Origin of the sequence: Streptomyces sp. SID13726, from assembly GCF_010548375.1 — a bacterium.
In the GTDB taxonomy this organism is placed as follows: domain Bacteria; phylum Actinomycetota; class Actinomycetes; order Streptomycetales; family Streptomycetaceae; genus Streptomyces.
Genome location: NZ_JAAGLY010000034.1, coordinates 56,916 through 77,602, shown reverse-complemented (window position 1 = coordinate 77,602; position 20,687 = coordinate 56,916). Strand labels below are relative to the sequence as shown.

Below are 20,687 nucleotides of genomic sequence, written 5' to 3'. Positions count from 1 at the left end.
TTCCGATCTCGTCGACCAGGCCCGGCTCGGCGCCGCGCTCACCCGGCTCGCGCACGTCCCCGTGGAGCGCCTCCTGGCCCGCCCCGAACTGCCCGCGGGCCAGGCGCTCGCGGCCCGGGGGCTGCCCGCCCGCACGATCGACGGCTTCCTGCGTCCGCTGCTCGCCGCGCTGCTGTGCGACCCGGCCCTGACGACATCCAGCCGCTGCGCCGACCTCGCGCTGCGGGCCTTCGCGGGCGGCCGGCTGTGTGTGCCGGAGGGCGGCGCCGAGATGCTCCCGGAGCTGCTCGCCCAGACCCTGCCGCCGGGGACCGTGCACACGGGCGTCCGGGTCACGTCCGTCGCGACGACCTCGGTGACCACGGCGGAGCACGGCGAGATCCGCTGCCGTGCGGTGCTCCTGGCCACGGACGCCCGCGCCGCGGCGGACCTGCTGCCGGGTCTGCGGGTCCCGGACTTCCACCCGGTGACGGTGGTCCACCACACCACGGACGAAGCGCCGGGCACGGGGGCCGCGCTGCTCCTGGACGCCGACCGCGGCGGCCCGGTGGCCCACACGGCGCTGATCAGCGAGGTGGACCCGTCCCGGGCCCCGTCCGGCCGGTCCCTGATCTCCTCGACGGTCCTGGGCAACCCCCCACCGGACCTGGACACCGCGGTCCGCACCCACCTCGCCCGCCTCTACGGCACCCCGACGCACCGCTGGGAGACCCTGGCCGTCCACCACACCCGCGAGGCGGTCCCGGCCATGCGTCCCCCGCACGACCTGCGCCGCCCGGTGCGCCTCCTGGCCGGCCTCTACGTCTGCGGCGACCACCGGGACACCAGCACGGTCCAGGGCGCACTGCACTCGGCCCACCGGGCGACGGCAGCGATACTGAAAGACCTGGGAGCGACGGGCTCGATGCACCGCGCGGACCCGGCGCCGACGGCCCAGGCGGCGTGAGGCTCGCCCCGCGCCTCTGAAGGGGCGCGGGGCTGTATCCGATGTGCGCCTACCGCCGCGCGGGCGCGACCAGCCACAGCCACCGCCGCGCGGGCGCGACAGGCCGCAGCGGACCGGCACTCGCCGTACGACGGTGCGGAGTCACGGCGAGGCGGCCTCACCCCAGCGCGGCGACCTTGTCCCGATAGCTCCGGACCGGCGCCGCATCCTTGTAGGGCTCCAACCGCCGTTCGAAGTCCCGCACATACTCCACGGCCCGCACCGACCGCATCTCCGCGGCCTGCCCGGCCGCCTCGGCGGCCAACGAGCACGCCTGGTCCAGCTCCCCGAGCCCCAGCCTCGCGGAGGCCAGCACCACCCGGCAGAACAACCGGCTCCGCGCATACGCCGGCGCCCGCAGCTGAAGCGAACGCTCGGCATGCTGGACAGCCGCCCGGAACTGCTGGAGGTCCCGGTGGCAGTGCCCGAACTCGTCGGCCAGCTGCGCCTCGTCGAAGAACCGCGCCCAGTGCGGGACTTCGTCACCGACCCGCGCCGCCTCCAGCGCCCGCTCGGCACGGACCAGGGACGCCGTGCACGCCCGCACCTCCCCCAGCACGCCGTGCCCCCGCGCCTCGGCCGAGTGCAGCAGCGCCTGCACGACCGGCGGGGCGTTCGTGCCGACCCCCTGCTGGGCCACCCGCGCCAGCTGGATCGCCTCCCGCCCGTGTCCGAGGTACACGGCCTGGCGGCTCATCGTGACCAGTACGTACGCCCCGTAGGACCGGTCCCCCGCGGCCTGGGCGAGCCGCAGCGCCTGGACGAAGTACCGCTGGGCGAGGCCGTGCGCGGCGATGTCGTACGACGTCCATCCCGCGAGCCGGGTCAGGTCCGCCGCGGCGGCGAACAGTCTGCGGCCGGTGGTCTCCCCGTACGTGCCGCGCAGCATCGGCTCGCACTCGTGCTCCAGATAGCGCACCAGGGCCTGCCGGGCGTGCCCGCCGCCGTACTGGTCGTCGAGGGTGCGGAAGAGGTCGCCGACCGAGCCGAGCGCGGCGATGTCGCCGGCCGTGACCCTCTGGCCGGGCCCGCGCTCGGCCTGGCCGCGCTGGCGGGGGACCCCGGGGCGGCCCTGGAGCGGGATGCGGGCCGGTGGTTCGCCGCGGGCGACCCGGTCGTCGGGGCGGCCGATCAGCCAGTCGCGGCTCGGGACGACCAGCCCGGCGGGGGTGAAGGCGATCTTGCGCAGCTCGGCGTGGCTGCCGGAGTCCTTGCGCCACAGCCCGCTGACGATGTCGACGGCCTCCTCGGGTCCGGCGGCGAACTCCAGCCCGGCGTAGACCGGGGCGCAGGCGTCGAGGCCGAGGTCCTGCGCGGAGAGCCGGCGGCCCAGGCGCCGGGTGAAGACCTCGGCGATGAGGGCGGGTGTGGTGCCCCGGGGCTGCTGCCCGCGCAGCCACCGGGTGACGGATGTCTTGTCGTATCTGAGATCCAGCCCGTGTTCGAGTCCGAGCTGGTCCACGCGTCGGGCGAGACCCGCGTTGGAGAACCCCGCTTCTGCGATGAGCGCGGCGAGCTGTCGGTTGGGGGTGCGCTGCGCGGGTCGTTCCGTCATCTGCGGTGCGGTCTCCTGCCTTCCGGGCCGGTGAATGGCCCGGATTGCCTGTGAGCAGCCCTTATGGCCTCTGTGAACGGCGCGAATGTAGCGGAGAGTGAGCAGACGATCGCACACTTCGACGCTCGTTCATCCGATCGTGTGAGGATTGGCCCCGACGCTGACGGTCACGGGCCGGACGTACAGTGGCGTAGGCACCTTTCGTGCCTTACAACCTTCTAGGGAGGCGCTTGCCGTGAGTGGGTTGCGGTTCGTCCGCATGGGGTTCGGTACGGACGCGGTCGAGTACCAGGAGGCGTGGGACGAGCAGCGCCGGGTGCACGCCGCGCGCTTCGAGGACGAGGTCCCCGACACCGTCCTGCTGCTCGAACACCCCCCTGTCTACACGGCGGGCCGGCGCACGGCGGACAGCGAGCGCCCCCTGGACGGCACCCCCGTCATCGACGTGGACCGCGGCGGCAAGATCACCTGGCACGGCCCGGGCCAGCTGGTGGGCTACCCGATCCAGAAGCTGCCGCGTCCGGTGGACGTGGTGGCGCACGTACGGCGCCTGGAGGAGGCCCTGATCCGCACCTGCGCGGAGTTCGGCCTGGAGACCACCCGGGTCGAGGGCCGCAGCGGCGTATGGGTGCTCGGTGACCCCGTCGAGAAGCGCCCCTCCCTCGGCGGACTCTCCCTGGACTTCGACCCCCGGCTCACGGACGAGGAGTTCGACCCGCGCCTGAACGGCCCGGAGTACGCCCCGTCCAACGCGGGCCAGCGGCGCGAGGACCGCAAGATCGCGGCGATCGGCATCCGGGTCGCCAAGGGCGTGACGATGCACGGCTTCGCGCTCAACGTGAACCCGGACAACAAGTGGTTCGACCGGATCATCCCCTGCGGCATCCGGGACGCCGGTGTCGCCTCCCTCGCGGCCGAACTCGGCCGGGACGTGACCATCGCCGAGGTGCTGCCCGTCGTCGAACGGCACCTGACGGACGTACTGGAGAACGCGGACCTCAAGCCGAGGGTGATCGAGAAGACACCTGCGGCCTGAGACAGGCGGTGGGCTTTCAAATCCACGGGCGTACCCTTGAGCACGCCGAAGAATCAATCGCTAGGGAGCCGGTCGTGTCCGCAGTCGCACCCGACGGACGCAAGATGCTGCGCCTGGAGGTCCGCAACGCCCAGACCCCCATCGAGCGCAAGCCCGAGTGGATCAAGACCCGGGCGAAAATGGGTCCCGAGTACACCGCGATGCAGAAGCTCGTGAAGAGCGAGGGTCTGCACACGGTCTGCCAGGAAGCCGGCTGTCCCAACATCTACGAGTGCTGGGAGGACCGCGAGGCGACCTTCCTCATCGGCGGCGACCAGTGCACCCGGCGCTGCGACTTCTGCCAGATCGACACCGGCAAGCCCGAGGCGCTCGACCGTGACGAGCCGCGCCGCGTGGGCGAGTCCGTGGTCACCATGGACCTCAACTACGCCACCATCACCGGCGTCGCCCGCGACGACCTGGAGGACGGCGGCGCCTGGCTGTACGCGGAGACGGTCCGCCAGATCCACGAGCAGACGTCCGCCCGCGAGGCCGGCCGCACCAAGGTCGAGCTGCTGGCCCCGGACTTCAACGCGGTGCCGGAGCTGCTCCGGCAGGTCTTCGAGTCCCGCCCCGAGGTCTTCGCGCACAACGTCGAGACGGTCCCGCGGATCTTCAAGCGGATCCGCCCGGGCTTCCGCTACGAGCGCTCCCTGAAGGTCATCACCGAGGCCCGTGACTTCGGCCTGGTGACCAAGTCCAACCTGATCCTCGGCATGGGCGAGACCCGCGAGGAGGTCAGCGAGGCGCTGCGCCAGCTGCACGACGCGGGCTGCGAGCTGGTCACCATCACGCAGTACCTGCGCCCGTCCGTGCGCCACCACCCCGTGGAGCGCTGGGTCAAGCCGCACGAGTTCGTGGAGCTGAAGGAGGAGGCCGAGCAGATCGGCTTCTCCGGCGTGATGTCCGGACCGCTCGTCCGGTCCTCCTATCGGGCGGGCCGGCTCTACCAGATGGCCGTCGAGAAGCGGGGCGCGTATGTCGCCTCGCAGGCGGTCTGACGGCCCATCAGATGGCACGCAGTGCCACTCGGAACGTGTGAATCCGAGCACAAGCAACTACCGCTCGGTAGCGGCCGATCGACGCGGTCCTGGGCATCCCCGCAGATAGGGGGGTCATCAGGGCCGCGTCAGTGTTTTCGGGCATCGCATCAAGGCTTCATTGGTGTTTGACCGGTCGGTCACGCCCTGGTAACACCATTCAGTGACCCTGGTTGTACAGCCCGTGCACCACTCACCAGAGCCGCCGCTCCCGAGGGGGGACCTCCATCATGCAGGCCGCGCCCGTTCGCGCCACCGCGATCCCGTCGTTCACCGATGCACTCCGTGCCGTCGAATCCGTGCTCATGGGCAGCGGTCAGCGGACCGCCCGCCGCAACGCCTGGACCTCCGTCCTGGAGGACCGCCGCCGCGCCAAGGACCGGGTCGAGGCGCAGCGCGTCCTGGACCAGACGTTCGCCGTCCACTCCTGAGGTTTCCCGGCCGTTTCCCCGCGGGCACTGCCGTCGTCGGCGCTCCGGGGGCCACGTAGACTTCGGGCATGGCGAGAAGTGACAGTGCGGCCGATGCCGCTAACCCCGGGCGACTGAAGCAGATCGCCCTGACGTACAAGATGACCCGCAGGGCCGACAAGAAGATCGGCCTCGTGCTCGCGGGCGTCTTCATTCTGATCCTCGGTGTCTTTCTCGCGATCGGTTTCCTGATCGGTCACCCGGTCTATCTCGGCATCCTGGGCTTCCTGCTCGCCTTCCTCGGGACGGCGATCATCTTCGGGCGCCGGGCCGAGCGAGCGGCGTTCGGGCAGATGGAGGGCCAGCCGGGAGCGGCCGCGGCCGTGCTGGACAACATCGGCCGGGGCTGGACGACGACCCCCGCGGTGGCGATGAACCGCAGCCAGGACGTGGTGCACCGGGCCGTCGGCAAGGCCGGCATCGTGCTGGTCGCCGAGGGCAACCCGAACCGCGTGAAGAGCCTGCTGGCCGCCGAGAAGAAGAAGATGAACCGCATCGTCGCGGACGTCCCGGTGCACGACATCCTCGTCGGCACCGGCGAGGGCCAGGTCGAGCTCAAGAAGGTCCGCACCACGATGCTCAAGCTCCCGCGCGTCCTGAGCGGCCCCCAGGTGACCGCCACCAACGACCGGCTGCGCGCGATGGGCGACCTGATGAGCAACATGCCGCTGCCCAAGGGCCCGATGCCCAAGGGCATGAAGCTGCCGAAGGGCGGCGGCAAGGCCCGCTGATTTCTCCCGTACGACGATGAGGGCGCCCGGATCACTCCGGGCGCCCTCATCGTCGTAACGGACCCGTCGTAACGGACCCGTCGTAACGGACCCGTCGTAACGGACCTGGGGCGTCAGCAGTCGCTCTGCGCCGCCCTGCCCGCGAACCGGTCGCCGAGCCAGGAAACGACGTCGCCGACGGCCTGGTTGTCGGTGAGGAGATGGTCGCCGGGGTAGACCTTCCAGCCGGTCCGCACATCGGCCGCGCAGTAGGCGGTGCGTACGGCGTCCTCGGTGGCGGTGGGGATGACCTCGTCGAGGGCGCCGCGGTACTGGAGGACGGGGAAGGCGATCCGGTACGTCCCGAGGTTCACGCCGAGTTTCTGGGCGTCGAGGACCTGGCCCCAGGTACGGCCGTCGGTGCCGCGCTGCTGGTAGAGCTGGTCGAGGGTGAGGCCGGCCGTGGTGAAGTCCTTGATGCTCTTGCCCGCGAGGGCGGTGACGGTGCCGGCCAGGCAGACGGACTTGGCGGTCCTCACGGCCTCCTTGCCCTGGTCGTTGAGGAGCGAGTCGAACGGCAGGGCGGGGTGGGCGGCCTGGATGCCGATGGCCGCGTCGGCGAGGAAGCCGGAGAAGGCGCCGCCGTCGAGCCCGGCCGCCACCTGCTTCAGGTCACCCGGGATGCCGCCGGACGCGTCGCCGACCACGGTGAGCTCGGGGGCGTAGCCCGCCGCGAGCTGGGCCGCCCACAGGCTGGCCGCGCCGCCCTCGGAGTAGCCCCACAGGCCGATCCTCGCCTGCCGGGACAGACCGCTGCCCGGCACGGCGGGGGCGGCCCGGGCGATGTCGAGCAGGGCGTGCCCGGCATCGGTGCCGGCGACATAGCGGTGCGTCTGGCCGTCCAGGTAGCCGGGGCCGTCGGTCGCGGCTACGGCGTACCCGGCCTTGAGCAGGGCCGCGATGTTGTCGCCCTCGTACTCGTCCTGGTAGGCCCCGGCGAGCTGCTTGGAGAACGCGCACTGGGGGCCGAGGCCCAGCGTGCCGGGGTGGAAGGCGACGACGGGGCGGGGGCCGGTGCCGGTCCAGGGTGCGGTCGGGACGGCGAGGGTGCCGGAGACGGCGACCGGTCGGCCCTGGTTGTCGGTGGAGCTGTAGAGCACCTTCCAGGCCGACATGGAGATGTTGCCGGGCACCTGGCTGAGGGTGACCGGTCGGCAGACCAGGACGGTGCCCGGGGTGGCGGGCACGGTGGTGGGGGGTGTGTAGACGTCCGCGTCCGCCGCCGTACAGGCGACCGCGGCGGAGGCCTCGGGGGCTTCGGCGGCGAGGCCGACGCTCAGCAGAGCAGCGGCGAGGATGCTGACGAGGGCGGATCTCTTCATCGGTCCGGGGCGTCCCTTCGCAACGGGGGGAGGTTGCTTGGGTGCCAGACGCTAGGAGCCCGGGCCTACTGACTTGTAGTCAGCCGCCGCGCGTGTTCATCGGCGCGACTGTCAGGAGACGACAAAGACGAGGCGCCTCGTCAGATCCGCACTTCCACGGTCTTCGCCAGCCGGTCGTGCAGCCCCCTGCCGTCGCGGTCCCAGATCAGGGCCGGGAGCGCGAGACAGAGCAGGACCGTACGCAGCAGGGCGCGCGCCGGGTTCACCCGGCCGCTGTCGAGGGCGACCACGCGCAGGCCGAAGAGCCGCTTGCCCGGGGTGAAGCCGATGGTGCCGACCGTGAGGACGCCCATGACGAAGAAGACCAGCAGCGACCAGTTCGAGGTCGACGGGTCGCCGTAGCTCTGAGTGATCAACTGGGATGCAATCAGGACGCTCATCGCCCAGTCCACGGCGAGCGCGCCGAGCCGCCGCCCCGGGCGGGCGATGGAGCCCGGCCCCTCCTCGGGCAGGCCGAGCTGTTGCCCGCGGTATCCGAAGTCGACACCGGCGTCCTCGGCGGCCGCGCGGGGGCCCGAGAGCCACGATCCGATTGCATCCCTCTTGTCCACGCGTCCACGGTACTGCGCGCGTTTCGGGATACGGACAGGTGGGCCGGGCCGACGATGTCCGGTTAACTTGTGCGAAACAAATGGGTCACGCCCGAGAAACCACCCGTCCCTAGGGTCGTGGACAGCGTGTGCCACCGCACTGGCCGCACGAACGAACTACCACCCCGGTCAAGGAACGGTCGGGAGTAGGAGGAGCTGGATGTTCCAGAACGCCGACGAGGCCAAGAAGTTCATCGCGGACGAGGACGTCAAGTTCGTCGACGTCAGGTTCTGCGACCTGCCGGGCGTGATGCAGCACTTCACGCTGCCCGTCGAGGCGTTCGACCCGGACGAGGAGCTCGCGTTCGACGGTTCGTCGATCCGCGGCTTCCAGGCCATCCACGAGTCCGACATGGCGCTGCGCGCGGACCTGTCGACCGCCCGGGTCGACCCCTTCCGCCGTGACAAGACGCTGAACATCAACTTCTTCATCCACGACCCGATCACGGGCGAGCAGTACAGCCGTGACCCGCGGAACGTGGCGAAGAAGGCCGAGGCGTACCTCGCGTCGACCGGTATCGCGGACACCGCGTACTTCGGTCCCGAGGCGGAGTTCTACGTCTTCGACAGCGTCCGCTTCGCCACCTCGGCGAACGAGAGCTTCTACCACATCGACTCCGAGGCCGGCGCCTGGAACACCGGTGCGGTCGAGAACAACCGTGGTTACAAGGTCCGCTACAAGGGCGGTTACTTCCCGACCCCGCCGGTCGACCACTTCGCCGACCTGCGCGCCGAGATCTCCCTCCAGCTCGCCGCCTCCGGCCTCCAGGTCGAGCGCCAGCACCACGAGGTGGGCACCGCCGGCCAGGCCGAGATCAACTACAAGTTCAACACGCTGCTCGCCGCGGCCGACGACCTCCAGCTCTTCAAGTACATCGTGAAGAACGTGGCGTGGCGCAACGGCAAGACCGCGACCTTCATGCCGAAGCCGATCTTCGGTGACAACGGCTCGGGCATGCACGTCCACCAGTCCCTGTGGACCGGTGGCCAGCCGCTCTTCTACGACGAGGCCGGTTACGCGGGCCTGTCGGACACCGCCCGCTACTACATCGGCGGCATCCTCAAGCACGCCCCGTCGCTGCTGGCCTTCACCAACCCGACGGTGAACTCGTACCACCGCCTGGTCCCGGGCTTCGAGGCCCCGATCAACCTGGTGTACTCGCAGCGCAACCGCTCCGCGGCCATGCGTATCCCGATCACGGGCTCCAACCCGAAGGCCAAGCGCGTCGAGTTCCGCGCGCCCGACTCCTCCGGCAACCCGTACCTCGCCTTCTCCGCCCTGCTCCTCGCGGGCCTCGACGGCATCAAGAACAAGATCGAGCCGGCCGAGCCGATCGACAAGGACCTGTACGAGCTGGCTCCCGAGGAGCACGCGAACGTCGCCCAGGTCCCGACCTCCCTCCCGGCCGTCCTCGACTCCCTCGAGGCCGACCACGAGTTCCTCCTCCAGGGCGACGTCTTCACGCCGGACCTGATCGAGACGTGGATCGACTTCAAGCGGACGAACGAGATCGCCCCGCTCCAGCTGCGTCCGCACCCGCACGAGTTCGAGCTGTACTTCGACGTGTGATCGACGCGTAGGCCGTACGGCGGCGCCCCCATTCCTGTTGTCCAGGGGTGGGGGCGCCGTCGTATCGTTCCTTGCACAACTGTTCGACGGAAGACGACGGGGATACGGGGATGTCCGCACAGGACGACGAACACGAACGCGACTTCGACATCAAGTGGGCCGACGGAGCCGAGCACAAGGAACCCTCCGCCCGCGCCCGAATGCTGGCGGCCCGCTGGAAGGCGAACCCGCCGAAGCCGCAGCCGTTCCGGGCGGAGCCCCGGGTACGGGCCGCTCGGCGCTCGGCCTGGGGGTCGGTGGCGATCGTGCTGGGGTGTGTGGCGGTGGTCATCCTGGTGCTGGGATACGTGGATTTCCGGGCGCCGCGCTAACTCCGTGCCGAAGGGCTGAGCCTTTGCCGGGCCCAGGGCTGATCGGGACCGCTTCATGGGTGGGGGCGGGTGCACACTGGAGCTTGGGGCGAGTGCCTGACTGCGGGGTGGTGCAGATGCGGAGTCGTTTTCGGAGCGACCGGCGGCTGGCCGTGCGGATGACGGTCACGTTGTTCCTGCTCGGGCTGCTGTACGTGGCCTTCGTGGTCGCGTTGATCGTGTTGCTGAAGTCGTGGCTGCTGGTGGTCGGGCTGATCGCCGTGATGTTCGTGGCACAGTTCTGGTTCTCCGACCGGATCGCGATGTTCGCGATGCGCGGGAAGGTCGTGCAGCGGGAGGAGTACCCCGAGCTGCACGCCGTGGTGGACCGGCTGTGCGCCATCGCGGACATGCCGAAGCCGGTGATCGCCGTCTCCACCATGGACATGCCGAACGCGTTCGCCACCGGGCGCAACGCGGACAACGCCGTGGTGTGCGTGACCACCGGGCTGCTCAGGCGGCTGGAGCCCGACGAGCTGGAGGGCGTGCTGGCGCACGAGCTGTCGCACGTCGCGCACAAGGACGTCGCCGTGATCACCATCGCCTCGTTCCTGGGAGTGATCGCGGGGCTCGTCGTACGGTTCGCCTTCTACTCCCAGGTGTTCGGGGGCGGGCGGCGGGACCAGAACACCGCCGTGATCTTCGCCGCCGTGATGGGGGTGTCCGCGGCCGTGTACGCGATCAGCTTCCTGCTGATCAGGGCGCTGTCCCGGTACCGGGAGCTGGCGGCCGACCGGGCGGCGGCCCACCTGACCGGCCGGCCCTCGGCGCTCGCCTCCGCGCTCACCAAGGTCTCCGGCGAGATCGCCCGCATCCCCACCAAGGACCTGCGCACCGCCCAGGCCTTCAACGCCTTCTACTTCACCCCGGCCACCGGCAAGGAGCCCGGCATCGAGCGGTACTTCTCGACCCACCCGTCCCTGGAGCAGCGGCTGGAGCAACTGGGCCGGATCTCCACCGAGTTGGGTGAGGCGGCGACGCCCGACCACGGGAAGGCGGGCTGAGGATGGGGCTGCTGGACATCCTGCTCGGGCGCACCAAGCCCGTCGCGCCCGACCTCGACCGGCTCTTCGCCCTGCCCTCGGCGGCCGTGACCCTGGAAGCGGCCGCCTCCTTCACCCCGACCGGGCGCGGGGCGGTGTGCTTCGCCACGGTCGAGGGCGCGGCCTTCGAGCAGACGCACCGGGAGGTCCAGGCCCTGCTCGACGCGGACGCCGACCGCGACGGCCCGCCGGTGGAGTTGAGACGGGACGCCTTCGGCTACTCCTGGCTGGTCTCCGAGCGCACCCCGGACCAGCTGCCGCAGCTGGTCAACGACCTGCACGCGGTGAACAGTTCGATGGAGGTCAACGGCTTCGGGCCCCAACTGCTGTGCTCGCTGGCCGGGTTCGAGAACCCCGAGGGCCGGTCGCTCTCGCTGGTCTACCTCTACAAGCGCGGCACCTTCTACCCCTTCGCCCCGCTGCCCGGCGAGGGCCAGCGGCGCGACAACCCGCTGGAGCTGCGGGTGAAGGCCGCGCTCTCGGGCGACCTGCGGATCGAGGAGGACCTGGGCCGCTGGTTCCCGCTCTGGGGCGCCCCGGGGCTGTGAGCCTCCCCCGCTCCCGGCCCTACTGCTTGCGCTCGCGTGCCTGCCGACGGGACTCGAAGGGGTGCTCGCGGCGGTAACGGCGCTCCCACCTGGCCTGCTTGTCCCGGCGCTCGCGGTACGCCCGGTAGCTGCCCGGCGCCGCGCCCGTACCGCCGCCCCCGGACGCCCCGCCCGACGAGGACGCCGAAGTGCCCCTGCCGTACTGCGTGTAGAGGAAGAGCAGGGCGACCGCGACGAGCCACCAGGTGTGGTTCCCGAAGCCCAGGACGACCAGGACGACGGTTCCGGCAATGACGATGGTGCCCATGACGGGCCTCCGTGTGCGTGGGTGTGGTGTAGAAGAGTAGCCCCGGAGGGGCGGGCTGATGCCTGCCCTGCGCGAGCTGTTTCCCCGCACTCTGGAGTTGGTGGCATGCCCGGGTCCTTCACACAGGAACACGACGGTGAGCGCCTCAGCGGCGTGTACGGCGACGCCGGACCGGCCTCGCCCGCGACCGCCGTTCTGCTGCACGGGGCCGGCCGGGGCAGCAAGGAGCGGCTCCTGCCCCTGCTCGACGAGTTCACGGCCCACGGCTGCTCCGCCCTGGCCCTCGACTTCTCCGGCCACGGCGAAAGCACCGGCGCACTGCGCGAGTTGAGCCTGCGCCGCCGTTTCGAGCAGGCGGCCGCCGTGATCGACGCACGCGTTCCGGCCGGCGATCCGCTGATCCTGGTCGGATTCAGCATGAGCGGCCACACGGTGGCGGACCTCGCCCGGCACTACGGCGACCGGGTCACGGCCCTGGCCCTGTGCGCGCCCGCCGTGTACGCGGCCGAGGCCTGGGACCTCCCGTTCGGCGACGGCGACGGCGACTTCACCACGGTCATCCGCCGCCCGGACAGCTGGCACCGCTCTCCCGCCCTCGACGCCCTGCGCTCGTACGCGGGCCGAGCGGTCCTCGTGGTCCCGGGCACGGACTCGGTGATCCCCCCGCAGGTGACGGAGGCGGTACAGCGGGCACTGGCACACCGGGCACGGTTCACCCGTCTCGAACTGCCGGACGCGGACCACCAGTTGGGGATGTGGCTGCGGGATCACGGCGGTGACCGGCTGGAGTTGGTGACGGCGCTGCTGCGGCGCGACCGCGCTTCAGCCCAGCCGTAGCGTGCCCTGGGTGATGCGGGTCGCCACCGATTCCGCGGAGGTGCCTTCGGTGAAGGCGTGAGCCTTGATCAGTTCCAGGGCGTCGGGGACCGGGCAGCCGAGTTGGACCGAGAGCATGCCGGCGGCCTGGTGGACCAGGTCGCGGGGGTCGGTCTCGCCGTAGAGGACGGGGGCGTCGTGCGGGGAGAGGATCATGGAGGTGGTGAGGGCTTCGGCGACCTCGGTGAAGCCCTGGGAGCCGATGATGCCGGGGGCGGGGTCGAAGACGGCGAGGGCGCCGACGCAGGTGCCGGCGAGGCTGAGGGGTACGGCGGCCACCTCGGAGATGCCGAGTTCGGCGACCGCGGGGCCGTAGCCGGGCCAGCGGTCGATGAGGGCCGCGCCGGACGCCGAGACGGGGCGGATCTGGCTCGTCGCGTCCCGGGCCGGGCCCTCGCCGAGCAGGAACTCCAACTCCTGGGCGGCGCGGGCCGGTTCGTCGGAGGCGGCCACCGCGAGCTGGTCCAGCGTCGCCCCGACCAGGGTGAGCGCCGCGCTGCTGGTGCCGCAGGCCGCCGCGACCCCCGCCATGAAGGGCGGCCGCGGCGCGTCCCGGCGTCCGGCCCACCCGGCGAGGCGGGCGACGTAGTCCTCCTGGAGATGGGCCGCGGTCAGATGGCAGGACGCCGTGGAGCGGTGGACCTCGGCCATCCGCAGATGGACGTCCCTGAGGAGTTCGTCACCGGCCTGCTGGGCGAGGAGTTCGTGGCGCTCGGCGCGGTTGCTCTCGCGCACCGAGCGGGCACGCGCCGCCGCGGCGTTCCGCTGTGCGGAAGCCAGGGGGTCCGGGTCCCCGTCTCCGGTGGCCATACTCACAGCGTACGCCCGCCCATCAACCGGACCCGGTCGCCGGGGTCTCTTCCATCAGCAGGACGACCCCGCCACGAGCCGGTTCGCCCACCCGTCCCGGCTCCGGCGGACGGACCCGGCCGTCGAAGGGGCTGAACTGCACCGTGCACATGATCGACCGGCCCAGGCGGTTGACCGCCGGTACCGAGATCGGCACCCCGTGCTCGCGCTCCTCGACGCACCGCTGGACGGCCTCGCGGAGCTTCTCCGTGGGCAGCCCGAAGTCCAGGCCGAAGAAGGGCCGGTCCAGGACCTCGTCGGACCGCAGCCCCCACAGTTCGACGGCGCCCCGGCTCCAGCTCCTGACCTTGAACTCCCGGTCGAGGACGACGACTCCCGCGGCGATCGAGGTCAGCACGGCCTCCAGGAACGAGCGGGCCTGGTCCAGTTCCTCGGTACGGACCCGCAGTTCCTCGTTCATGGTCTCCAGTTCCTCGTTGCCGGACTGGAGTTCCTCGTTGGTGGTCTCCAACTCCTCGTTCGTGGACTGGAGTTCCTCGTTGGTCGTCTCCAGCTCCTCGATGCTGGACTGGAGTTCCTCGTTGGTGGTCTCCAACTCCTCGTTCGTCGACTGGAGTTCTTCGTACGCCGTCTCCAGGTCCTCGCGGACCCGTTTGATCTCGGATCTGAGCTGGGTGGCGACCGTGACGTCGGTGAAGGTGATGTTGGTGGCCACGGTGAGCCCGTCCGGGCCGGTCAGCGGCTGGACGAGGATGTCGAAGAACTGGGAGTCCTCGCTGGTCCGGCGTTCGGCGCCGTTGACCCGCAGGGTGCGGCGCTCGTGCCCGGCCTGCTCGATCAGGGAGCGCAGTTCGACGGGCCGGTAGGAGATCTCCAGGTCCTGGAAGGGGCGGCCCACGTCGTTGCCGGTCAGGCCGAACTGGAGGCGGGCGTGGTTGTTGACGTGGATGACGGTGCCCTCGGTGTCGACGGCCACCGCGGGGCTCGGGGTCGCGTCGAGGATGAGGTCGCGCAGCTGCCGGTGCCGGGCCACGGTGTGCACGTCGGAGTTCATCCCCGCGCGGATCTTCACCGGGGCGGGGACGTGCGGCGCGGCCGCCTCGCCGGGGCGCCGCCGGAACACCCGCTGACGCATGCTCAGCACGTCGAACCGGTCGACGTCGTTGAGCAGCATCTCGGCCTTGCCGAGGAAGAGGAAGCCGCCCTCGCGCAGGGCGAAGTGGAAGCGGTCCACGATCTGGGTCTGGGTCTCGACGTTGAAGTACATCAGCGCGTTGCGGCACACGAGCAGATCGAGCCGGGAGATCGGGGCGTCCCGGGTGATGTCGTGGCGGCCGAAGATGACCCTGCGGCGCAGGTCGGGGCGGAATCCGAAGCGGGCGCCGTTCTGCTCGAAGTAGCTCTCGCGCAGCTCGGGCGCCAGGGGTTCGAGGGCCTTCGCCGGGTAGAGGCCGGAGCGGGCGTCGCGCAGGGCCTCCTCGTCGACGTCGGTGCCGTAGATCTTGACGCGTTCGAGGGTCTCGTCCAGACCGAGCGCCTCGGCGAACATGATCGCGAGCGAGTACGCCTCCTCGCCGCTGGAGCAGCCCGCGCTCCACACCCTGATCTCGTCGTCCGGTCCGCTCTGCGCGAGCAGCTCGGGCAGGACCTCGCGCTGGAGGAACGTCCAGGCCTCCGGGTCGCGGAAGAACGAGGTGACGTTGATCAGGATGGTGTTGAACAGGGCGTTGAATTCATCCGCGTTGGTCTCCAGGCGGTCGCGGTAGTCCGCGTACGACGCCGCGTCCGCGTCGGCCATCCGCTTGCGGATACGGCGGCCCAGGGAGGACCGCTTGTAGCCGGTGAAGTCGAAACCGCGGGCGTCCCGCAGGAAGCGGAGGAGCTCCTCCAGCTCCTCGTCGGTCTCCGGCTCCGGCTGTCCGTCACTCATCTCTTCCGCCACTTCTGCTACTGCCCTTTGGTGTCGACCAGTCCGCGGATCACCGCGGCGATCTCCTCCAGAGGTAGCACGAAGTCCACTGTGCCCGTACCCATCGCCGCGTCCGGCATGCCTCGGAACTCGGCGGTGGCCGGTTCCTGGACGATGACGGTGCCGCCGCGCGACTTGACGGCGTCCACGCCCATGGCGCCGTCGCGGCCGGTACCGGTGAGGACGCAGGCGATGGCACGGGGGCCGTAGGCGCCGGCGACCGACTCGAAGAGGAGGTCCGCGGAGGGCCGTACGAAGTGGACGAGCTCGGTGTCGGTGAGGGCGAGCACGCCGTCCTGGCGGACGAGGAGGTGGCGGTCGGGCGGGGCGATGTAGACCGTGCCGGGGGTGACGCGCTCGTGGTCCTCGGCGAGTTTCACGTTCATGTCGGTGCGGCGGGTGAGGACTTCGGCGATGACGGTGCGGTGGCGGCGGTCGAGGTGCTGTACGACGAGGAGGGGGACGGGGAGGTCGGCGTCGAGGGAGGTGAGGAGGGTGGACAGGGCGTGGATGCCGCCTGCGGAGGAGGCGATGGCCACGACGTCGAAGGAGTCGAGGGTGGTCATGTGATTGCCTTTGGCGTTGGTGGGCGGGTGCGGGTTCGGTGAGGGCGGGCGTTTTGCGCAGTTCCCCGCGCCCCTGAGATGCCTGCGGCGGCCCGTTGCCGTCCGGTGGGGGACATCGGTCCCCTGCGCACCGTACGCGTCCGAAGGTGCGTCCATCGCCCCAACCGGATGCGCGGCCGGCCCCCACCGGCCGGCGCGCCTACTCCCCCGGTGCCGCCCTGACGACGCCCGCCGCGATCGCCGCCGAGAGGGTCGCGTGGTCCTTGGCCGTCTGATGGGCGTAGGTGAGGGCGAAGTCGGCCACGGCGTGGGCGAAGGTGTCCGTGGTGCCGAGGTACGCGGCGATGGCGAGGCGGTCGCCGGAGCGGGCGTGGGCGCGGGCCAGGGTGGTGCCGCAGAGGCGGGCGTAGGCCGTGAGGTCGGCCGGGGGCATGCCGGCGACGTCGGCGGAGCCCTTCATGTCGCGGAGCTGGCGCCAGTAGAAGGCCCGTCCCTGGGGGCCGCTCATCCAGCCGAGGAAGATGTCGCTGGCGGCCTGGAGGAGGCGCTGGCCGGCGACCACACGGCGGCCGGGGTGGACGTAGGGGCCGTGGGGCAGGTGTTCTTCGAGTACGGACTTCCGCGCCTCCTTGATCTGGAGGAACAGCGGGTCGTCGTCGTCCCGTCCGGCCAGCAGCACGATGAAGCAGCGGGTGCCGACGCTGCCCACGCCGACGACCTTGCGGGCCGCGTCCACGAAGCGGTAGCGGTCCAGGAGCAGCCGGCGTTCCTCGGAGAGGGTGGAGCGGTAGTCGCTGAAGATCTTGCGGAGGCTCGCCATGTCGGGGGCGCCGGCCGGTTCCAGGAGCGGTGGGTCGTGGATGATGCGGCGGCGGCCGTCGACCAGCTCCGTCAGCTTGCCGACCGCCTGGAGGCTGGTGCGGCGGCGGGCCCGGGTCAGGCTGGACTCGACGCGCCGGCGGTGGCGGGCCGAGCGGACCAGGGGCAGCAGGCTCTCCGCGTCGACGCTCTCGTACCAGACCTCCAGCTCGCCCATGCGGGCCAGCCTGCGCATCGCCGTACGGTACGCCGTCGTCGCCTCCAGAGCCGCCCGGTGGGCCTTGGCGTCGCTGTGCCCGTTCTCGCGGGCGGCGACCGTGACGCTCGCCGCGAGCCGCTTGACGTCCCATTCGAAGGGGCCGGGGAAGGTCTCGTCGAAGTCGTTCAGGTCGAAGAGGAGCGTGCGTTCCGGGGAGGCGTAGAGGCCGAAGTTGAGCAGGTGGGCGTCGCCGCACAGCTGGACCGTGAGGCCGGTGTGCGGCTGGGAGGCCAGGTCGGCGGCCATCACGGCGGCGGAGCCGCGCAGGAAGGCGAAGGGGGACGCGGACATCCTGCCGTAGCGGATCGGGAGCAGTTCAGGGAGGCGGTCGCGGCCCTGTCTCTCCAGTACGGCCACGGGGTCCTGGCGGTCGATGGCCGGGATCCAGGCGGCGTGGCCGGAGCGGGGGACGCGTTTGCGGGCGGCTCGGCCGCGCTCCGTGCGGGTGGCGGGGGTGCTCATGCGTCTCGCCTCCGTGTCACGCGTCTCGCCTCCGTGTCACGCCCGCCTCCTGGTCGCCGGTGTCCTTCACCTCCTGATCGCAGTGAAGGGCCGGGGCGGGGAGGTGCGCATGCGGAGTGCGGCGATTCGGGTGACGGGCCCTGGTCGGGGCGCGTTGTCAGTGGGGCCCGTCAAGATGGGGCCATGAGCTTGCGTGATGGGGTGCGGCATATCGGGGTGGCCGAGCGGCGGGGGCGGCTGGGGCTGCGGCAGCAGCTCGCCCGTGAGGCTCGGGTGGGCAGTCCTGAGGAGGTGGGCCGTGCCTTGGTGGCGTTGCACGGAAGCGATCCGGCGACCGTGTACCTCGCCGTCGGCGCTCGGCTCACGGACTCCTCCGGCACCGTCGCCGAGACCGAGCGGGCGCTGTACGGGGAGCGGTCGCTGGTGCGGATGCACGGGATGCGGCACACCGTGTTCGCGTTTCCCGCGGAGTTGACGGCCGTCGTGCACGCCTCGACCGGGCTCGTGGTCGCCGCGCGGGAACGGGCGTCGCTCATCAAGGACATGGCGAAGGCGGGCGCCCCGGACGCGGCCTGGCTGAAGGAGGTCGAGGAGTCGGCGCTGGCCGCGCTCGCGCGGCGGGGGCAGGCCACGGCGGCGGAGCTGTCGCAGGACGAACCCCGGCTGCGGGAGCAGTTCGTGTACTCGGCCGGGAAGAGCTACGAGGGCGTTCACACCGTGTCGACACGGCTGTTGAGGGTGCTCGGGGTGGAGGGGAAGGTCGTACGGGGACGGCCGCTCGGCTCGTGGATGTCCTCGCAGTTCCGGTGGGCGGTCGCCCCGCCGCATCCGGAGCTCGATGTCGCCGAGGCCCAGGCGGAGTTGCTGCGGCGGTGGCTCGCCGTGTGCGGTCCCGCCACCGAGGCCGACCTGAAGTGGTGGACGGGGTGGAAGGTGAGCGACGTACGCCGGGCGCTGTCGGCGGTCCGCGCGGTGGCGGTGACGGTCGACGAGGGTCCCGCCTACGTCGTCGAGGGCGACGCCGGTCCGGTCGCGGGGCCGGCGGAGCCCTGGGCCGCGTTGCTGCCCGGGCTCGATCCGACGGCGATGGGCTGGCAGCAGCGGGACTGGTATCTGGACCCGTCCATGCGGGCCGCCCTGTTCGACCGGAGCGGCAACGTGGGGCCGACGGTGTGGTGGAACGGGCGGGTGGTGGGCGGTTGGGCGCAGCGGGCCGACGGAGAGATCGTCTGGCGGCTGCTGGACACCGAGGGCGTGGGGCCCGAGGCGGAGGCGGCCCTCGCGGTGGAGGCCGCCCGGTTGCGGGAGTGGGTGGGGGAGACTCGGGTGCGGCCGCGGTTCCGGACTCCGCTGGAGAAGGAACTCGCCGAGTGACGGTCGCGCCGGTGTGCCCCTGGTCCCAGGGGCACACCGGCGCGACGGCTCACCGCGAGTAGCGCATCAGCGCCCGCACCATGTGGCACGTGGTGTCCGACGGCGGGTGTACGCCGATCGTCTCCGCCGTGTCCCTGATCGTCTCGTTGCGGGCCTGGTTCGGGACGTAGACGCCCGAGTCGAGCAGGGCGATCGCGAGGCGCATCGCCTTGAGGCGGCGGTTGTGGACGACGTACCACTCCCGCGGACGGCCCGGCGGCAACGGGCGCTTCTCCAGGGGGGCGTACGGCAGGTCGAGCAGGACGGGGTGGGTCGCGGTGGACTGGGTGGGCAACGGCTTCGGCTTCAGTGCGGCAGCGGGCACAGGCATCCTCCTGTCGCGGTAAGGGCGGCGGCCGGGGTTCCGGCGACGCCCTCGAACACTGGTTTTATTCTACCGCCCGCCACTGACAAAAGCCCCTGGCCACAAGGGCTTTCGGGGGTGCTGTGACGCAGGTGGACAACGGGTTTTCGCGTACGGTGGCGGCATGGAGATCTGGATCAATCCGGCCTGCTCGAAGTGCCGCAGCGCCATCAGCCTGCTCGACGCCGAGGGCGCCGACTACACCGTCCGCCGCTATCTGGAGGACGTGCCGAGCGCGGACGAGATCCGCGAGGTGCTCGACCGGCTCGGCCTCGAACCCTGGGACATCACCCGCACCCAGGAGGCCGACGCGAAGGAGCTCGGCCTCAAGGAGTGGGCCAGGGACGGCGGTTCGCGCGACCGCTGGATCGAGGCGCTCGCCGCCCGCCCCAAGCTGATCCAGCGCCCGATCATCACGGCGGACGACGGCTCGGCGCTGGTCGGCCGGACCGACGAGGCCGTACGGGACGCGCTGTCCCGGAAGCAGTGAAGTGTGACGCAGGTTACGTCACATGACTCCTGTAACCACTGAGTAACCTCGTTCGGTATCTCGTACATAGCGGCGTACGCTCCCCTACCTCCCAGGAGGCGCGGATGTCGCGCAGGAGAACGCTCGGTACGAAGAAGAAGGTCGCGCTGCTGGTGAGCGCGGCGGCGGTGGCGGGGGGTGGGGCCTTTGTGATGGCCAGCACCTCCAACGCCGCGCAGAGCCCGCAGACGGCCGCGGAGTCGACGGTCTGCCAGGGGCTCGCCACCGCGCTCGGCAACAACCAGCGGTTCATCGAGGGGCAACGGGCCAACCCCGACGCGCAGTCGGCGGCCCGGATCGCCAACCGGGACGCGGTGATCGCACAGATCAAGGTGCAGCAGGAAGCGTCCGGTTGTGTGGTCGGGGAGTCGGCTCAGGACTCCCAGGCCGCCGCTGGACAGCCCTCGCAGGCAGCGTCCGCGCCCGCCGGCTCCCAGGAGGCGCCGCCCGCGTCCCAGGCACCACCCGCTTCCCAGGCTCCCCCGGCGGACGACGCCGGGTCCGGGCAGCAGGTCTGCAACGGCTCGACCGTGACGCTCTCCGGTGAGGCCGGCGCGCCCGCCGCGTCCAGCAACCAGTTCCCGGCCGGCACGAAGCTGAAGGTCACCAACCTGGACAACAACAAGTCCACGACGGTGGAGGTCACTTCGGTCTCCGGCAGCTGCGCGCTGCTCAACAACGCGGCCTTCGAACAGGTGCGGGAGCCCGGCAAGTTCCTGATCCGCCGGGCGCTGATCGAGAAGGTGGGGTGATGCCGTTCGCGTCCTGACCCGCTGAGGCGGCGGGCCACCGCCGCCGGTACGTGTCACGGTCCTGCCGCTCGCGGCCACGAGCGGCAGGACCGGCGTGTGTGGCGGGTGTGGCGTGCGCGGAGG

The 20,687-nt window shown here is 71.3% G+C and carries 22 protein-coding genes; 13 read left to right on the top strand and 9 right to left on the bottom strand.

The annotated features are described in order from the left end of the window. On the top strand, positions 1 to 946 hold a 946-nt coding region (locus tag G3I78_RS43455; RefSeq protein WP_164435412.1), incomplete at its 5' end, for an FAD-dependent oxidoreductase. 157 nt (positions 947 to 1,103) lie between these two features. On the opposite strand, the gene G3I78_RS43450 is transcribed toward G3I78_RS43455, so the two are convergent. Beyond that, positions 1,104 to 2,540, bottom strand: a complete 1,437-nt coding sequence (locus G3I78_RS43450; RefSeq protein WP_164435410.1) for a regulator — start codon at positions 2,538 to 2,540, stop codon at positions 1,104 to 1,106. A gap of 235 nt (positions 2,541 to 2,775) precedes the next feature. On the opposite strand from G3I78_RS43450, the gene lipB reads away from it, so the two are divergent. The 4 genes from lipB (at position 2,776) to G3I78_RS43430 (ending at position 5,856) form a co-directional block, all read left to right on the top strand. Then, positions 2,776 to 3,576 carry a lipoyl(octanoyl) transferase LipB gene (gene lipB / locus G3I78_RS43445; protein ID WP_164435409.1) on the top strand — a complete coding sequence of 267 codons (801 nt, stop codon included), beginning with the start codon at positions 2,776 to 2,778 and terminating at the stop codon, positions 3,574 to 3,576. Positions 3,577 to 3,650: 74 nt separating this feature from the next. Next, positions 3,651 to 4,616, top strand: a complete 966-nt coding sequence (gene lipA / locus G3I78_RS43440; protein WP_164435400.1) for a lipoyl synthase — start codon at positions 3,651 to 3,653, stop codon at positions 4,614 to 4,616. 269 nt (positions 4,617 to 4,885) lie between these two features. Continuing rightward, entirely contained in the window at positions 4,886 to 5,086 is a 201-nt protein-coding gene (locus tag G3I78_RS43435; RefSeq protein WP_164435398.1) for a hypothetical protein, read from the top strand. 68 nt (positions 5,087 to 5,154) lie between these two features. Continuing rightward, positions 5,155 to 5,856: a DUF4191 domain-containing protein gene (locus G3I78_RS43430; protein WP_164435396.1), complete on the top strand. Its 702-nt coding sequence runs from the start codon at positions 5,155 to 5,157 to the stop codon at positions 5,854 to 5,856. Positions 5,857 to 5,969: 113 nt separating this feature from the next. Here G3I78_RS43430 and G3I78_RS43425 read toward each other — a convergent pair whose 3' ends face one another. Together G3I78_RS43425 and G3I78_RS43420 are read right to left on the bottom strand one after the other, a co-directional pair. Then, a complete protein-coding gene (locus G3I78_RS43425; protein ID WP_164435394.1) occupies positions 5,970 to 7,217 on the bottom strand; it encodes a lipase family protein in 1,248 nt (415 codons plus the stop codon). A gap of 140 nt (positions 7,218 to 7,357) precedes the next feature. Further along, on the bottom strand, positions 7,358 to 7,828 hold the full coding sequence (locus tag G3I78_RS43420) for an RDD family protein (RefSeq protein WP_164435392.1): 471 nt from the start codon (positions 7,826 to 7,828) through the stop codon (positions 7,358 to 7,360). A gap of 199 nt (positions 7,829 to 8,027) precedes the next feature. Here G3I78_RS43420 and glnA point away from each other — a divergent pair, with 199 nt between their 5' ends. The 4 genes from glnA (at position 8,028) to G3I78_RS43400 (ending at position 11,438) form a co-directional block, all read left to right on the top strand. Next, positions 8,028 to 9,437, top strand: coding sequence for a type I glutamate--ammonia ligase (glnA, locus tag G3I78_RS43415; protein ID WP_164435390.1), 1,410 nt, complete (start codon positions 8,028 to 8,030; stop codon positions 9,435 to 9,437). A 110-nt stretch (positions 9,438 to 9,547) separates the two neighbouring features. Beyond that, positions 9,548 to 9,808 carry a hypothetical protein gene (locus G3I78_RS43410; protein ID WP_164435388.1) on the top strand — a complete coding sequence of 87 codons (261 nt, stop codon included), beginning with the start codon at positions 9,548 to 9,550 and terminating at the stop codon, positions 9,806 to 9,808. Between the two features lie 116 nt (positions 9,809 to 9,924). Beyond that, positions 9,925 to 10,851 (top strand): zinc metalloprotease HtpX, encoded by a 927-nt coding sequence (gene htpX / locus G3I78_RS43405; protein WP_164435386.1) that lies wholly within the window; start codon positions 9,925 to 9,927, stop codon positions 10,849 to 10,851. Positions 10,852 to 10,853: 2 nt separating this feature from the next. Beyond that, entirely contained in the window at positions 10,854 to 11,438 is a 585-nt protein-coding gene (locus G3I78_RS43400; protein ID WP_164435384.1) for a hypothetical protein, read from the top strand. Positions 11,439 to 11,457: 19 nt separating this feature from the next. Here the strand turns inward: G3I78_RS43400 and G3I78_RS43395 are convergent, their stop codons facing one another. Continuing rightward, positions 11,458 to 11,745 carry a hypothetical protein gene (locus G3I78_RS43395; protein ID WP_164435382.1) on the bottom strand — a complete coding sequence of 96 codons (288 nt, stop codon included), beginning with the start codon at positions 11,743 to 11,745 and terminating at the stop codon, positions 11,458 to 11,460. Positions 11,746 to 11,850: 105 nt separating this feature from the next. Here G3I78_RS43395 and G3I78_RS43390 point away from each other — a divergent pair, with 105 nt between their 5' ends. Then, the gene (locus G3I78_RS43390) at positions 11,851 to 12,582 is read left to right on the top strand and encodes an alpha/beta fold hydrolase (protein WP_164435380.1); all 732 of its coding nucleotides are present in this window, start codon (positions 11,851 to 11,853) and stop codon (positions 12,580 to 12,582) included. On the opposite strand, the gene G3I78_RS43385 is transcribed toward G3I78_RS43390, so the two are convergent. The 4 genes from G3I78_RS43385 to G3I78_RS43370 all read right to left on the bottom strand — a co-directional run bounded on the left by G3I78_RS43385 (position 12,568) and on the right by G3I78_RS43370 (position 17,506). Continuing rightward, positions 12,568 to 13,431 carry an ANTAR domain-containing protein gene (locus G3I78_RS43385; protein WP_164435378.1) on the bottom strand — a complete coding sequence of 288 codons (864 nt, stop codon included), beginning with the start codon at positions 13,429 to 13,431 and terminating at the stop codon, positions 12,568 to 12,570. The two genes, G3I78_RS43390 and G3I78_RS43385, sit on opposite strands and share 15 nt — an antisense overlap. 22 nt (positions 13,432 to 13,453) lie before the next feature. After that, positions 13,454 to 15,361 carry a CheR family methyltransferase gene (locus G3I78_RS43380; protein ID WP_164435376.1) on the bottom strand — a complete coding sequence of 636 codons (1,908 nt, stop codon included), beginning with the start codon at positions 15,359 to 15,361 and terminating at the stop codon, positions 13,454 to 13,456. Positions 15,362 to 15,378: 17 nt separating this feature from the next. Further along, positions 15,379 to 15,966, bottom strand: a complete 588-nt coding sequence (locus G3I78_RS43375; protein WP_164435367.1) for a chemotaxis protein CheB — start codon at positions 15,964 to 15,966, stop codon at positions 15,379 to 15,381. A 199-nt stretch (positions 15,967 to 16,165) separates the two neighbouring features. Further along, positions 16,166 to 17,506, bottom strand: a complete 1,341-nt coding sequence (locus G3I78_RS43370; RefSeq protein ID WP_164435365.1) for a DUF2252 domain-containing protein — start codon at positions 17,504 to 17,506, stop codon at positions 16,166 to 16,168. A gap of 183 nt (positions 17,507 to 17,689) precedes the next feature. Here G3I78_RS43370 and G3I78_RS43365 point away from each other — a divergent pair, with 183 nt between their 5' ends. Then, positions 17,690 to 18,880 carry a winged helix DNA-binding domain-containing protein gene (locus G3I78_RS43365; protein WP_203616324.1) on the top strand — a complete coding sequence of 397 codons (1,191 nt, stop codon included), beginning with the start codon at positions 17,690 to 17,692 and terminating at the stop codon, positions 18,878 to 18,880. 49 nt (positions 18,881 to 18,929) lie between these two features. On the opposite strand, the gene G3I78_RS43360 is transcribed toward G3I78_RS43365, so the two are convergent. Further along, positions 18,930 to 19,244 (bottom strand): hypothetical protein, encoded by a 315-nt coding sequence (locus G3I78_RS43360; protein WP_164435363.1) that lies wholly within the window; start codon positions 19,242 to 19,244, stop codon positions 18,930 to 18,932. A 163-nt stretch (positions 19,245 to 19,407) separates the two neighbouring features. Here G3I78_RS43360 and G3I78_RS43355 point away from each other — a divergent pair, with 163 nt between their 5' ends. Then, a complete protein-coding gene (locus G3I78_RS43355) occupies positions 19,408 to 19,773 on the top strand; it encodes an arsenate reductase family protein (protein ID WP_164435361.1) in 366 nt (121 codons plus the stop codon). Between the two features lie 104 nt (positions 19,774 to 19,877). Continuing rightward, positions 19,878 to 20,564, top strand: coding sequence for a hypothetical protein (locus G3I78_RS43350; protein ID WP_164435359.1), 687 nt, complete (start codon positions 19,878 to 19,880; stop codon positions 20,562 to 20,564). Positions 20,565 to 20,687: the final 123 nt, after the last annotated feature.

Coding starts and splice junctions, on each gene's coding strand:
- G3I78_RS43450 (WP_164435410.1), bottom strand. CDS start 2,540: ATGACGGAACGACCCGCGCAGCGCACCCCCAACCGACAGCTCGCCGCG.
- G3I78_RS43435 (WP_164435398.1), top strand. CDS start 4,886: ATGCAGGCCGCGCCCGTTCGCGCCACCGCGATCCCGTCGTTCACCGAT.
- G3I78_RS43430 (WP_164435396.1), top strand. CDS start 5,155: ATGGCGAGAAGTGACAGTGCGGCCGATGCCGCTAACCCCGGGCGACTG.
- G3I78_RS43425 (WP_164435394.1), bottom strand. CDS start 7,217: ATGAAGAGATCCGCCCTCGTCAGCATCCTCGCCGCTGCTCTGCTGAGC.
- glnA (WP_164435390.1), top strand. CDS start 8,028: ATGTTCCAGAACGCCGACGAGGCCAAGAAGTTCATCGCGGACGAGGAC.
- G3I78_RS43410 (WP_164435388.1), top strand. CDS start 9,548: ATGTCCGCACAGGACGACGAACACGAACGCGACTTCGACATCAAGTGG.
- htpX (WP_164435386.1), top strand. CDS start 9,925: ATGCGGAGTCGTTTTCGGAGCGACCGGCGGCTGGCCGTGCGGATGACG.
- G3I78_RS43400 (WP_164435384.1), top strand. CDS start 10,854: ATGGGGCTGCTGGACATCCTGCTCGGGCGCACCAAGCCCGTCGCGCCC.
- G3I78_RS43395 (WP_164435382.1), bottom strand. CDS start 11,745: ATGGGCACCATCGTCATTGCCGGAACCGTCGTCCTGGTCGTCCTGGGC.
- G3I78_RS43390 (WP_164435380.1), top strand. CDS start 11,851: ATGCCCGGGTCCTTCACACAGGAACACGACGGTGAGCGCCTCAGCGGC.
- G3I78_RS43385 (WP_164435378.1), bottom strand. CDS start 13,431: ATGGCCACCGGAGACGGGGACCCGGACCCCCTGGCTTCCGCACAGCGG.
- G3I78_RS43380 (WP_164435376.1), bottom strand. CDS start 15,361: ATGAGTGACGGACAGCCGGAGCCGGAGACCGACGAGGAGCTGGAGGAG.
- G3I78_RS43375 (WP_164435367.1), bottom strand. CDS start 15,966: ATGACCACCCTCGACTCCTTCGACGTCGTGGCCATCGCCTCCTCCGCA.
- G3I78_RS43370 (WP_164435365.1), bottom strand. CDS start 17,506: ATGAGCACCCCCGCCACCCGCACGGAGCGCGGCCGAGCCGCCCGCAAA.
- G3I78_RS43365 (WP_203616324.1), top strand. CDS start 17,690: ATGAGCTTGCGTGATGGGGTGCGGCATATCGGGGTGGCCGAGCGGCGG.
- G3I78_RS43355 (WP_164435361.1), top strand. CDS start 19,408: ATGGAGATCTGGATCAATCCGGCCTGCTCGAAGTGCCGCAGCGCCATC.
- G3I78_RS43350 (WP_164435359.1), top strand. CDS start 19,878: ATGTCGCGCAGGAGAACGCTCGGTACGAAGAAGAAGGTCGCGCTGCTG.